11 protein-coding genes and 1 tRNA gene are annotated in these 12,636 nt (G+C 67.2%); 2 read left to right on the top strand and 10 right to left on the bottom strand.

From position 1 onward, the window contains the following. Positions 1-946 precede the first annotated feature (946 nt). Together QSK18_RS30320 and QSK18_RS30325 are read left to right on the top strand one after the other, a co-directional pair. Positions 947-1,348 (top strand): hypothetical protein, encoded by a 402-nt coding sequence (locus QSK18_RS30320; RefSeq protein WP_285626259.1) that lies wholly within the window; start codon positions 947-949, stop codon positions 1,346-1,348. Positions 1,349-1,375: 27 nt separating this feature from the next. Further along, positions 1,376-1,921, top strand: a complete 546-nt coding sequence (locus QSK18_RS30325; protein ID WP_232811582.1) for a tyrosine-type recombinase/integrase — start codon at positions 1,376-1,378, stop codon at positions 1,919-1,921. Between the two features lie 459 nt (positions 1,922-2,380). Here QSK18_RS30325 and QSK18_RS30330 read toward each other — a convergent pair. From QSK18_RS30330 to QSK18_RS30375, 10 genes are all read right to left on the bottom strand, one after another. Further along, positions 2,381-2,467: transfer RNA gene (locus QSK18_RS30330), tRNA-Ser, on the bottom strand. 82 nt (positions 2,468-2,549) lie between these two features. Then, the gene (locus QSK18_RS30335) at positions 2,550-4,814 is read right to left on the bottom strand and encodes a putative bifunctional diguanylate cyclase/phosphodiesterase (RefSeq protein ID WP_232811599.1); all 2,265 of its coding nucleotides are present in this window, start codon (positions 4,812-4,814) and stop codon (positions 2,550-2,552) included. 97 nt (positions 4,815-4,911) lie between these two features. Next, entirely contained in the window at positions 4,912-5,133 is a 222-nt protein-coding gene (locus tag QSK18_RS30340) for a hypothetical protein (RefSeq protein WP_232811600.1), read from the bottom strand. A gap of 206 nt (positions 5,134-5,339) precedes the next feature. Continuing rightward, complete coding sequence (cysE, locus tag QSK18_RS30345; protein WP_232811601.1) at positions 5,340-5,900, bottom strand: serine O-acetyltransferase; 561 nt, start codon at positions 5,898-5,900, stop codon at positions 5,340-5,342. Between the two features lie 26 nt (positions 5,901-5,926). Then, positions 5,927-6,856: a cysteine synthase A gene (cysK, locus tag QSK18_RS30350; protein WP_232811602.1), complete on the bottom strand. Its 930-nt coding sequence runs from the start codon at positions 6,854-6,856 to the stop codon at positions 5,927-5,929. A gap of 97 nt (positions 6,857-6,953) precedes the next feature. Next, the gene (locus QSK18_RS30355; protein ID WP_232811603.1) at positions 6,954-7,355 is read right to left on the bottom strand and encodes a YjbQ family protein; all 402 of its coding nucleotides are present in this window, start codon (positions 7,353-7,355) and stop codon (positions 6,954-6,956) included. Positions 7,356-7,405: 50 nt separating this feature from the next. Beyond that, positions 7,406-9,061 (bottom strand): glycoside hydrolase family 13 protein, encoded by a 1,656-nt coding sequence (locus tag QSK18_RS30360; RefSeq protein WP_285626267.1) that lies wholly within the window; start codon positions 9,059-9,061, stop codon positions 7,406-7,408. Between the two features lie 81 nt (positions 9,062-9,142). Beyond that, positions 9,143-10,042, bottom strand: coding sequence for a carbohydrate ABC transporter permease (locus tag QSK18_RS30365; protein WP_232811605.1), 900 nt, complete (start codon positions 10,040-10,042; stop codon positions 9,143-9,145). Next, on the bottom strand, positions 10,039-11,049 hold the full coding sequence (locus QSK18_RS30370) for a carbohydrate ABC transporter permease (protein WP_232811606.1): 1,011 nt from the start codon (positions 11,047-11,049) through the stop codon (positions 10,039-10,041). The genes QSK18_RS30365 and QSK18_RS30370 overlap by 4 nt, the downstream gene beginning before the upstream one ends. A 173-nt stretch (positions 11,050-11,222) precedes the next feature. After that, the gene (locus QSK18_RS30375) at positions 11,223-12,518 is read right to left on the bottom strand and encodes an ABC transporter substrate-binding protein (RefSeq protein WP_269810237.1); all 1,296 of its coding nucleotides are present in this window, start codon (positions 12,516-12,518) and stop codon (positions 11,223-11,225) included. Between the last annotated feature and the right edge of the window lie 118 nt (positions 12,519-12,636).

Consider the following 12,636-nt stretch of genomic DNA (forward strand, 5'->3'; position numbering starts at 1 on the left):
GAACTGTGATAGTCCACGCAATGTTAAGTAGTTTCTCAGATCAGCGCCGAGGCAGAATTGTTAAGAGAGTCTCCGGCTCAGCCGTTGAAGGAGGGCCATTCAGAACGGCCTGACCGGCACGTTCGTTGGATCCAGGGACGGGCCGTGCCCTAGCCCTGGTCTCCGGGACCCGGAACTCAAACCCATCGGGCGTAGCTCGGCCGGCGAATGGTTCCGTGATTGTTCTGCTCGATGCTTCCAAAGTGCGGGATGCCGAAAAACCCCTGTTCGCAAGGCAATTCCCAAGGCGAACAAGCAGGTCAGAAGCAAGTTTTGCCGTGAGGGCGAGTCCAGGACAGTCCTGAGTAGTCGCCGCCGTCCCGGAGCGTTGTCACTCAGCCCAAGTGTAGGCGATTGCCGCTGCAGGGCTCCCGAGCCGTGTTCTGCAACTGCACAGCGGCCACTGCGGACTGCTTGAATTACTCAGCGAGAATAGTCGCGACAAGATATCGGCCAGAAGTCTCCGGTTCGCTTTATGATCTAATGACGTTTTTTGCGCTTCCGCTCAATGTGTCGTCACGGAGGGTCATCCGTTGTGTTTAATTCTCGCTCGCTGGTGCCTAAAGGTTAGGCATCCACTCCCCCTGGCTGTACTTGTGGTAGACGATTCTAGTCCGGGGGGGGGGGGGATCCTTGTCGACGCTTTTAAACAGCCGCTCCTGGCTAGCCCACGCCATGGACTTCGCGGACATGAAATGGCCGCACGCGGCGGCGAAACACTGTGCCAGCATTGCCGATGCACTGGCCTCTCTCACACCTGCTCTGGTGACCACCGATCGAGGACGCCCTTCTCCGAAGGAACTGCGGTCCGCCCTCTATGGATGGGCTTTCAATAAAGGTCGTCGAGAATCCCAAGCTATGCCGGACGACATTGCGCGAATCATTAGGTGGGGCGAACGAGAATACGGTGCACGTCACCGCTTTGTCGGATGGCGCCTTGGTTCGGAAGGCTCTGGACCAGGCTGCCGTCAAGCTCGAGGGTACGGGTGCGGTGGCCGCAAACACGATCAACCGGCGCCGCGGAATCTTCTATGGGGCAATGAAGTACGCGGTCGAGTTTAACCTTCTCACCGCACACCCGTTCGATCGTATTTCCTGGAAGGCGCCCAAGTCAGACGGCGCGATCGACACGCGAACCGTTGTCGGCCCGGCCGCAGCGGCCATGCTCATCGACGCGGCAGGAGAGATGGCACCCCATCTCAAAGCGTTCTACGCCGTGATGTACTACTCGGCGCTTCGGCCTGAAGAAGCCCTGCATCTCAGGCCGGAGAACTACATCCGACCCAACGACGAAACAGGTTGGGGTTGACCAAACCTCACCGGATCTACGGTCGGCATGAATGCTGCTTGGAACGATGGCAAGGACTACTACGAGGATCGGACGCTCAAGCACCGCGGCAAGCAGACCGCCCGCCGCGTGCCTGCGCCGCCAGAACTGGTGGCCCTGCTGGACGAGCACATCACGACCTACAAGGTGCCGCAGGCCGGCCGATTGTTCATCACCCGGACTGGACACAGTCCAGGGCGGCCGGTCTCAACCACCACTTACACCCGGATTTGGCGTCAGGCGCGCGAGAAGGTCCTGACAGAGGCTCAGCAATCTTCACCGTTGGCCCGGGTGCCGTACCAACTCAGGCACGCCTGTGTGAGCCTCTGGCTCAACGCTGGAGTACCCCCGACCCAGGTAGCCGAATGGGCAGGCCACAGCTTGCATGTGTTACTGAAGGTTTATGCCAAGTGCATCGACGGCGAGGAGGAGCAGGCTCGCCGCCGAGTTGCCGACGCTCTGAGGGGCAGGGTCGAGGCACGGCCGAATGCTGCGTCCCCGTCCACTAAGCAGGATGCCGCGCTACTGACTCAGGACGGCGATCACGATGATTAAGAGAAACAGACCGATGACCGCGAACGAGACGTAGGGGTGAATCATCGTTGGCCCTCGTTCCCGGTTCCCGGAGAGAGCGTTCGAAGCGGCGGTCTGCGGCTGGCCGCACTTTGGGCAGGCTGGAGCGGCCTTGGCGACCGTGTGGCCGCATGCAATACATGTGCTGAGGAACTGATTATTCGTGGTCTCAGACATGGGGCTCCTCATTCCGGGCCGGGATCACCTCATGTGCTGCATCGGCAGCACTTCGCCCCCCTGTAGAGGGGGGTCCTTCTCCTGGCGTAGTCAGGGTGGGACCTCTTGTGGCCTGCGGAACTGCGAGATCTTGCCCCACCCTTGCCCCAACCAGTGAGATTCAGCGGCTCCAACTGAGACCGGGCGAGACTCGGACCACTCACACAAGAACGGCCCCTGACCCAGATAGTGCCAGGTCAGGGGCCGTTTTCACTGCTCACCGTGCGGAGAGCGAGGGATTCGAACCCCCGGAGGCTTTGACACCTCAGTGGTTTTCAAGACCACCGCCATCGGCCACTCGGCCAGCTCTCCTCCACAGCCCCAGGGCCCGTCAGCCCCAAGGATGCGCACACCAGTCTGGCACAACGATCGGCGCCTTCCCCTATGAAAGGGCTCAACTCACCGCGCGTACCTGGCGGGGGGTCAGGAGGGCGGTCATCGCCGGGGGTTCGACCGGGCGGGAGAAGTACCAGCCCTGGGCGGCGGGGCAGCCGGCCTTGTCCAAGGCCTCGGCGTCTTCCAGCTCTTCCACGCCCTCGGCGATCACCGTCATGCTCATCGCCCGGGCCAGCCAGAGCACCGCGGTGATGATCGCGGTCTTGTCCTGGTCGTGGGACAGGCCCACGACGAAGCTGCGGTCGAGCTTGACGATGTCGGCGGGCACGCTCTGCAGCCAGGTCAGGGACGAGTAGCCGGTGCCGAAGTCGTCCAGGGCCAGCCGTACGCCCAGGGCCTTGATCGCGGCCAGGCGCTCGCTCAGGTCGATGCCGCGTTCCAGCATCGAGGTCTCGGTGATCTCCAGGACCAGGCGGGAGGGGTCCTGCAGGCCGGAGCGGGTGAGCTCGTCGGTGAGCATGGGCACGAAGCCGGGCTCGGCCAGTTGCTTGGGGCTGACGTTGACCGAGACGTAGGGCATCGCCTCGCCCCATGCGTCCAGCTGCTCCAGGGCCGTGCGGAGCACGTGCTCGCCGAGCGGGACCACCAGCCCGGTCTCCTCGGCCAGGGGGATGAAGAGGCCCGGGGGGATCAGTTCGCCCTCGGGGGTGCGCAGCCGGACCAGGGCCTCGGCGCCGACCACCGTGCGGGTCTGCAGCGAGTAGATCGGCTGGAACCAGACCGGCAGGGAGGACTTCAGGTCGCCCTCCAGGGCCGCGCGCAGGGTGCGCTCGGCCCAGACCCGCTGCTGGGTGGCCTCGCGCATGCTGTCGTCGAACAGCTGCACCCGGGCCCGGCCGCCCTGCTTGGCCGCGTACATGGCCAGGTCGGCGTTCTCCAGGGTGGCCTCCGGCCCGGTCGCTCCGGCCAGGCTGAGCCCGACGCTGGCGGTCACCGTCAGCTTCCGGCCGGTGGGCAGCGGGAAGGGCGCCTCGAAGCAGCCGGCCACGCTGATCGCCAGGTTCTCCACCGCAGTGGTCGGGCCGACCAGGGCCACGGCGAACTCGTCACCGCCCAGCCGGGCCAGCACCGCAGTGTCCGGGACGACCGCGCGTAACCGGGCCCCGATCGTCCTTAAGACCTCGTCTCCGGCGCTGTGGCCGTAGCTGTCGTTCACGCTCTTGAAGCGGTCCACGTCGATGTAGATCACCGACACCTCGCCGGCGTACTCCGAGACCAGCATGTTCAGGTCGGCCTCAAAAGCGCGGCGGCCCAGCAGCCCGGTGAGGGCGTCCTCCCGGGCCTGCTTGCGCAGCGCCTCCTGGTGCTGGTGCTTCTCGGTCACGTCCAGGTAGTGCGAGACGATCACCTGCAGCCGGCCGGCGCTGTCGCGCAGGGCACTGGCGTGCATCTCCACCTGGTGCACGCGGCCGTCCACGTTGTGGAAGGTGCGCTCCTCACGCAGCACGTCGGCCTCACCCTGCAGGATCCGCCGGTGCAGCCGGGTGTCGCGGGCTCCCTCGATCTGGATCGGCAGGTCGCTGAGCTGGGCGCGCGGGGGCAGCGGGCCGGCCATCCCGGTCCAGCTCTTGAAGGCCGGGTTGACCCGCAGCACGGTGCCGTCGGCCGCGAGCATGGTCATCGCGATCGGGGCCTCCTCGAAGGCCGCGGTGAACTGGGCCTCGGCCTGGCTCAGGTCTTCCAGGGCCCGGCGTTCCTCGGCCTCGGTGAGCCGCCAGGCGGTGACCTGGGTGGCGGCCGCGAGCAGCACCGCGACGCCGTGGATGGCAGCCCAGAACCAGGGGTGCCCGATGCCGGAGTCGTGCTGGAAGGTCATGTGCGGCATCCACGACCCGAACAGGGCGTGGTGCAGCGTGGTGGCGACCAGGAAGGTCAGGAACGGCACCCAGTCGCGGTAGAGGGCCAGGGCGCCGACCGCGACGAAGAACGAGAAGTGCGCCTCGGTGCGGCCGTCGAACAGCATGACCAGTTCGGCGCAGACGACGGTGAGCCCGACGGCCACGGCGGACGCGGCCAGGCGCTGCGAGCGCAGTTCCACCGCGCCGGCGATCATCGCGGCGATGAGCAGGGAGGCGACGCCCCATTCGACGTCGAGCCGGTCGCGCAGGGCGGCCACCGGCGCCAGGGCCAGGCCGCAGACGATGGTGAGCCAGGTCAGCAGCCGGTGCCGGTTCTGCCAGTCGGCGTGACTGAGTCCCGTCCCGGCCGGGAGAACGGCCCGTAGCCGGTGCACGTACTGGGTCAGTCGCAGCTTTACCGGCACCGATCCCCCCTCCGCCTCGGCTCAGAATGCCTCGCGGACTATCTTCGACCGTCAGGGGGCCCGGCTGAGGTGGATTCACCCGGACAGGCTCGGTGGATCAGTCCTCGTAGCGCCACCAGAACCAGCGCGAGGGTCTGCCCTCGGTCAGCAGCGGCCGCCCGAGAGCGGCCGAGGCCAGGACGTCGGAGCAGCGGGGGCACAGCGGGGCCCCGTCGTCGTGCCGGGGCAGGGTGTCGCGCGCGCAGCCGACGCAGCGGATCGGGCGGACCCCCTTCCCCGGTGTGACCAGGTGGGCGTCGTTCGCGAACATCTGGCTCATGACAGTTTGTCTCCGTCACACGTCCCCTGAGAGCCCGCAGACCGGAGAGAGGGCGCGGGCCGACGAACCAATGCGCTGAGTAATCGTATCGCTACAATAAGCGAGGCCGATACATAGCGCACCGGAGTGAGCTCTGTATCGGCCGACCGCCTGAACGGCTTGACCCGTTAGATCATCCGGATCATCGGATGGGTTGTTCGGGGGACTCAGATGTAGATCGCCGGGTCTTCCGCCCACTGGTTGTTCACGTCGACCTGCGGGTGCCGGATCACACCCGGCACGCCGACCACCACGGCACCGTCGGGCACGTCGCGCACCACCACGGCGTTGGCCCCGACCTGCACGTCCCGGCCCAGGGTGATCGGCCCCAGCACGCGCGCGCCGGCCCCGACCACCACCCCGTCGAGCAGGGTGGGGTGCCGCTTGCCGGTGTTCAGGCTGCGCCCACCCAGCGTGACGTCCTGGTAGAGCATCACGTCGTTGCCGATCTCGGCGGTCTCCCCGATCACCACACCGGTGGCGTGGTCGATGAAGAAGCGCCGCCCGATGGTGGCCCCGGGGTGGATCTCCACCCCGGTGACCACCCGCGTCCACAGCGAGATCAGTCGCGCCGGGACGCGCCATCCACGCAGCCACATCCGGTGGGTGATGCGGTGGCTCCAGATCGCCTGCAGCCCGGGGTAGCCCAGGATCAGCTCGGTGTTGCTCCCGGCCGCGGGGTCGCGCAGCTTCGCCGCCTGCAGGTCTTCCCGGAGTACCGACAGCATCGACTTGAGGATGATGGCCAACGTGATCAGTCCAGGAGGTCCTTGAAGAGGATCGTGGACAGGTAGCGCTCACCGAACGACGGGATGATCACGACCACGATCTTGCCCGCGAACTCGGGCCGGCGGGCGACCTCGTTGGCCGCCCACAGTGCGGCCCCGGAGGAGATGCCGACCAGCAGGCCCTCTTCCTTGGCGGCCCGGCGGGCCCACTCCACGGCGTCGTCGACCTCGGCGTCGAGCACCTCGTCGTAGACCTTGGTGTCGAGGATCTCCGGCACGAAGTTGGCGCCGATGCCCTGGATCGGGTGCGGGCCGGGGGCGCCGCCGTTCAGGATCGGCGAGGCCTTCGGCTCCACCGCGAAGATCTTGATGTCCGGGTTCTTCTCCTTGAGCACCTGGCCCACGCCGGTGATGGTGCCACCGGTGCCGATGCCGGCCACCACCGCGGCGACCTGGCCGTCGGTGTCGGCCCAGATCTCCTCGGCCGTGGTCTTGCGGTGGATCTCCGGGTTGGCCTCGTTGGCGAACTGCTTGACCTGCACGGCGCCCTGCTCCTGGCCGATCTGCTCGGCCTTGGCCACGGCACCCTTCATGCCCTCGCTGCCCGGCGTGAGCACCAGCTCGGCGCCGTAGGCGCGCAGCAGCGCCCGGCGCTCCTTGCTCATCGTCTCGGGCATGGTGAGGATGACCTTGTAGCCGCGGGCGGCACCCACGAACGCCAGCGCGATGCCGGTGTTGCCGCTGGTCGCCTCGACGATCGTGCCGCCCGGCTTGAGCTGGCCGGAGGCCTCGGCGGCGTCGATCATCGCCACCCCGATCCGGTCCTTGACGCTGTTGGCCGGGTTGTAGAACTCGAGCTTGGCCGCGACGGTGGCGCCGGCGCCCTCGGTGAGTCGGTTGATCCGGACGAGCGGAGTACGCCCGACGAGCTGGGTCGCGTCATCGTAGATCGGCATTGCTGCAGGTCACCCCTCTGAGAGACATTCCTTGGCGATATGGTCGAGAAACAGATTGTTCACGGCCGGGTACCCGCGGGACAACCCTTCGGAGTGCTTATCCCTCCAGGAAGGACAGCCGCACCCTCCGGTTCGGGTTGTCCCCGTTGCTGTCCACCAGGACAACGCTCTGCCAGGTGCCCAGGGTCGGCTCCCCGGCCAGGACGGGGATGCTCACCGACGGGCTGACGAACGCGGGCAGGACGTGGTCGCGGCCGTGACCGAGGCTGCCGTGCCGGTGCCGGTAGATGTCCTCGGCCGGCAGCAACCGGTCGATCGCTCCGGCCAGGTCGGGCTCGCTGCCCGACCCGGTCTCCATCAGGGCCACCCCGGCGGTGGCGTGCGGGACGAACACGTTGACCAGGCCGTCGCCCCGGCCGGCGCAGAATCGCGCCAGTTCCCCGGTGAGGTCGGTGACCAGACGGTCCCCGGAGCGAACGGTGATCTCGGTGCTTTCCATAGGGTGAACCCTAAGCCCGTCTTGCAGGCCCCCCAAGGGGGGCCTTCATCTCACTCCCGGATCCAGGCCGTGGTCTCCCCGGGCAACTGGCCGTCGGCCAGCGGTCCGCTGGCCACCAGAACTTCGCCGGAAGGCAGGGGAACGGGGGTGGTGCCGAAGTTGGTGATCACCAGCCAGCCACCCGGTCGCCGGAAACTGAGGACGTCGGTGGGCACGGACGTCTCAAATTCGAGCGTTTCGGTGGTTTGCAGTTCCCGGCGCAGACGCAGCGCCGTGCGATAGAGCGCCAGCACGGAGTCGGGGTCGACCTCCTCGGCCTCGACCGAGAACTGACCGAACCAGTCGGGCTGGGGCAGATGCGCCCCACCGCTGCCGAAACCGAACGAGCTACCGCCGGCCGCGTCGCGGGCAACGGTCCAGGGCAGGGGGACCCGGCAGCCGTCGCGGCCTTTCAGTTGGTGGCCGGTGCGCAGCCAGATCGGGTCGGCGAGCTGGTCGCGGGGGATGTCCGGCACCTCGCGCAGGCCCAGTTCCTCACCCTGGTAGAGGTACATCGAGCCGGGAAGAGCCAGAAGCAGAAGTGTGGACGCGGTTGCGCGCCTGAGTCCGGCCGCGTGGTCGGGCAGTGGGTCGAGTCCGTCGGACAGCAGCCATTCGTCCAGCCCCTCACGGCCGAGGCCGGTGGGCAGGGCGTAGCGGCTGGGGTGGCGGATGACGTCGTGGTTGGACAGCACCCAGGTGGAGGACGCACCGCTGGCCGCCGACTCGGCCAGGTTCTCGGTGATGCTCTTGCGGAAGCCCTCGGCGTCCCAGTCCTCGCGCAGCAGGTCGAAGTTGAACGCCTGCCCGAGCTCGGTGGGGCGGGCGTAGAGGGCGCGGCGGGTGGTGGGCACCCAGGCCTCGGCCACCGCCGCGCGCGGCGGGCTGTACTCGTTGAAGACCTCGCGCCACTCCTCGAAGATGGTGTGCACGTCGTCCCGGTCGAACAGCGGGTTGGTGCCGTCCACCTGGATGTCCAGCTCCGGGATCACCGGCATGCTGCGCAGCGGCTCGGCCAGGTCCTTGGCCAGGCCGTGGGCCACGTCCACGCGGAAGCCGTCCACCCCGCGGTCGGACCAGAAGCGCAGGGTCTTGCGGAAGTCGTCGCGGACCTCGGGATTGCTCCAGTCGAAGTCGGGCTGCTCGGGGGCGAACAGGTGCAGGTACCACTGCCCGTCCGGCACCCGCGTCCAGGCGCTGCCGCCGAAGTGCGAGACCCAGTCCGACGGCGGCTGGTCGCCGTTCGGCCCGAGGCCGTTGCGGAAGATGTAGCGGTCGCGCGCCGGGGAGCCCGGGGCGGCGGCCAGCGCCTCCTGGAACCAGACGTGCCGGTCGGAGGAGTGGTTGGGCACGATGTCGACGATCAGCCGGATCCCGGCCTCGTGCAGCTTCGCGCTCATCTCGTCGAAATCGGCCAGGGTGCCCAGTTTCGGGTCCACGTCGCGGTAGTCGTCCACGTCGTAGCCGCCGTCGGCCAGGGCCGAGGGGTAGAACGGGCTCAGCCACACCGCGTCCACGCCGAGCGCCTTCAGGTAGGGCACCTTCGCGGTCACCCCGGCGATGTTCCCGATGCCGTCGCCGTCACTGTCGGCGAAGCTGCGCGGGTAGATCTGATAGACGACGGCCTGACGCCACCAGTCGGCTTCCGGGTGCGGGGTCTGAGCCACGGCATTGATCCTTTCGGCGCTGTCCTTGCCTCACCCTCGCACGCTGGGCCGGGCGCTGCTCACCCGGCCCAGCGTGCGAGTTCAGCCCTTCACACCGCCGGCGGTGAGACCGCTGACGATGCGGCGCTGGAAGAGCAGCACCACGATCACCAGCGGCACGGTGACCACCACGCCGGCGGCCATCGTCTGGGTGTAGGGAACGATGTGCGGCCCGGCGGTGAAGTTGGCGATCGCCACGGTGGACGGCTCGACACTCTTCACCCCGTTCGAGAGCACGCTGGAGAGCAGGAACTCGTTCCAGGAGGCCAGGAACACCAGGATCGCGGTGGTGAACATGGCCGGGGCGGCCAGCGGGATGATGACCTTACGGAACGCCTGCAGCGGGGTGCAGCCGTCGACCCGGGCGGCCTCCTCCAGTTCCCACGGCATGTCCGCGAAGAAGCTGGTGAGGGTGTACACCGCCAGAGGCACCGAGAACGAGACCTGCGGCAGGATCAGCGCCTGGTAGGTGCCGAGCCAGCCCCAGTCGCTGAACAGCTGGAACAGCGGCGTCAGGATGGCCACGCCGGGGAACATCGAGGCACCCAGGATGCAGGCCAGCACGATCGACTTGCCCCGGAAGACCAGACGGGACAACGCGTACCCGGCGAACACCCCGACGATCATCGCCAGCGCGGTCACCGCGAAACCGATGATCAGGCTGTTGACCAGCGACCGCCCGAAGGTGTTGATCCCGGTGTCGAACGCGTACCGGAAGTTCTCCAGGGTGAAGTCGGTGAACCACGGGGTGTTGTCGAAGGTGTTCTGGTTGTCCCGCACCGACAGCACGAGCATCCAGTAGAACGGCGCCAGGCACCAGAACACGATCAGCGTGATCGCCGCGGCCGTGCCCAGCTGGTTCCAGTTGAACCCCGGCTTGTAGGCGGTGACCGGCCGGTCCGCCGCCTGGCCGACCGGGGCACCGACAGAGGTCGTGGTCATCGCGTTCCCCTCTCCACGATGTTGGCGTTGAAGAGGCGGACCAGGAGCAGGGCTATCGCGAAGATCAGGATGAAGGTGATCGTGGACAGGGCCGAGGCCGAGTTGATCCCGCTTCTCAGTTCCTGCACCACCAGGATCGAGATGGTCTGGGTACCGTTGGCCCCGCCGGTGAGGATGTACGGCAGGTCGTACATCCGCAGCACGTCGAGGGCCCGGAAGATGACGGCCACCGCCAGCGCCGGCTTCACCAGCGGCAGGGTGATCCGCCAGAACCGTTGCCAGGCACTGGCTCCGTCGACCTTGGCCGACTCGTAGATCTCGTTGCTGATGCCCTGCAGCCCGGCCAGGATCAGCAGGGCGATGAACGGCGTGGTCTTCCAGACGTCGGCGATGACGATGGCCATCCGCGCCGCGCCGACCTCGGAGGTCCAGGCGAAATTGGTTCCCAGCACGTTGTTCAGCACGCCCTGGGGGTCGAAGATGACCACCCACAGCTTGGCGATGACGGCCGTGGGGATCGCCCACGGGATCAGCACGGCCACCCGGACCAGCGAACGGCCCCGGAAGGCGCGGTGCATCATCAGCGCGAAGCACATGCCGATGATGACCTCGAGAATCACCGTCACCACGGTGAATCCGAGGGTGATGCCGACCGAACTCCAGAACTGCGCCCCGGTGGTGCCCTCGGGACAGGAGGTGGTGCCGCCGGCCGCGGTCGGGCACTGCTGCAGGAGCCAGTGCTTGTAGTGGTCGATACCGTTCCAGGCGCCACCTTCGTCGAACAGGCCGGTGGTGGCGTTGAGTCCCTGGTCGGTCTGGAACGAGGACCAGATGGCGCTGAGGATCGGGTACCCGACGATCAGCGCCAGCATGATCATGGTGGGGGCGAGAAGAATCAGGGCGAGCTTGCTGTCGCCGGAGCGAAGGCCCCGGTTCCGCCCGCCGCGACGCCGTTTTCCGCTTGTGTCGGCCGCATTTTCCGCGATCGGCTCGGAGGTGATGCTCATGGCTGCTCCTGAGCTACTGGTGTCCTAGGGCTGGTGCGGGCGGACCGGGCGACCTGGTCGAGGTCGCCCGGTCCACTGGGGATCACCGCTTTCGGTGGGCGTCACGAGCCCCGGAGCGTGGGCACCCGCCGGTCTCCGCCGGAGACCACGCGACGATCCTCCCGAACACGCACTCAGCCGCCGGCGGCCGCCGAGTCGATCGCTTCAGCCATGTTCTTCAGCGCATCGGCGGTGGACGTCTCACCCTGCAACGCCGCGTAGGCGTTGGTCTGGATGGCCTGGGTGACCGCGGGGTAGAACGGCGTCACCGGGCGCGGGACCGCCGACTCGATGCTCTTGAGCAGGTCCGGGAGGTAGGTGAACTCCTTCACCAGCTCCGGGTCGGTGTACAGCTCGGCCAGCACCGGCGCCAGCGTGCCGACCGTGAGGTCGTTGCGCTGAACCTCTTCGGACTGCATGAACTTGATGAAGTCGAGGGCGCTGGCCTGGGTGTCGGAGTAGGTGCTGATCGCCACGCTGTGCCCGCCCAGGCTGGAGGCGCCGTGGCCGTCCGGGCCGGGAAGCGGTGCGATGCCGTACTTGTCGGCCACCTTCGAGCTGTCACCGCTCAGGATGGCCGCGGCGTAGGGCCAGTTACGCAGGTACATCAGCTGGCCGGCGGAGAAGGCGTTCAGGCTCTCGGTCTCCTTGAAACCCAGGGCCTCCTTCGGGATGTAGCCCTCCTTGAAGCCGTTGACCAGGAAGTCGAGACCGGTGGTGGCCTCGGGCGAGTTCACCGTCGCGCTCTTGCCGTCCTCGCTGACCACGGTGCCGCCGGTGGCGTTGATCGCCTCGGCCGCGTTCACCGTCAGGCCCTCGTACTTGGCCAGCTGACCGGCGTAGCACGCGGGCTTGTCGCCCTTGATCGTGCCGCTGGTGGTCTTGCCCTCGCAGGAGGAGATCAGCTCTTCCCAGGTGGTGGGCGCCTTTTCGACCAGATCCTTGCGGTAGTAGAGCAGACCACCGTCGGAGGCGTAGGGCGCTGCGTACTGGGTGCCGTTGTAGGTGGCCGCCTCGACCGTGGCCGGGAGCAGTGCGGCCTGGTCGAGTGCGAAGTCGTCCTTCAGGGGGACGAGCCAGCCCTTGGCCGCGAACTCGGCCGTCCACACCACGTCGACCGTGACGACGTCGTAGTTCGCGTCTTTCGACTGGAAGTGCTGCTGAAGATCGGCGAGCTGCTGGTCGGCCGAGTCCGACTGCTGCTTGATGGTGACCTTCTCGTCGGGGTGGAGCTTGTTCCACTCCTCCTCGATGTACGGCATGGTGCCGCTGTTGTCCTTACCGGTGACGAATGTGAAAGGGCCCCGGGCCTCCCGGGCGGCAGAATCAGAACCGCTTCCCCCGTCGTCGTCACCGCCCCCACATGCGGTGGTCAACACCAGAACCGTGCCTAAAAGACCTGCTAGGGCCGCGGCGCCTTTGCCTCGCATGACCTGTGTCCTTTCCGTTGGGACCGGACTCGTCGATTCGTTTCGACTATTTCAGGGAAGCTAGGTCTTCCCTGACCGGCTGTCAACGGCGGTAAACCTACTGCGATCGACCTGTTAT

The sequence above is a fragment of the Kineosporia sp. NBRC 101677 genome (assembly GCF_030269265.1).
GTDB lineage: Bacteria > Actinomycetota > Actinomycetes > Actinomycetales > Kineosporiaceae > Kineosporia > Kineosporia rhizophila.

Coding starts and splice junctions, on each gene's coding strand:
- QSK18_RS30325 (WP_232811582.1), top strand. CDS start 1,376: ATGAATGCTGCTTGGAACGATGGCAAGGACTACTACGAGGATCGGACG.
- QSK18_RS30340 (WP_232811600.1), bottom strand. CDS start 5,133: ATGAGCCAGATGTTCGCGAACGACGCCCACCTGGTCACACCGGGGAAG.
- cysE (WP_232811601.1), bottom strand. CDS start 5,900: ATGCTGTCGGTACTCCGGGAAGACCTGCAGGCGGCGAAGCTGCGCGAC.
- cysK (WP_232811602.1), bottom strand. CDS start 6,856: ATGCCGATCTACGATGACGCGACCCAGCTCGTCGGGCGTACTCCGCTC.
- QSK18_RS30355 (WP_232811603.1), bottom strand. CDS start 7,355: ATGGAAAGCACCGAGATCACCGTTCGCTCCGGGGACCGTCTGGTCACC.
- QSK18_RS30365 (WP_232811605.1), bottom strand. CDS start 10,042: ATGACCACGACCTCTGTCGGTGCCCCGGTCGGCCAGGCGGCGGACCGG.
- QSK18_RS30370 (WP_232811606.1), bottom strand. CDS start 11,049: ATGAGCATCACCTCCGAGCCGATCGCGGAAAATGCGGCCGACACAAGC.
- QSK18_RS30375 (WP_269810237.1), bottom strand. CDS start 12,518: ATGCGAGGCAAAGGCGCCGCGGCCCTAGCAGGTCTTTTAGGCACGGTT.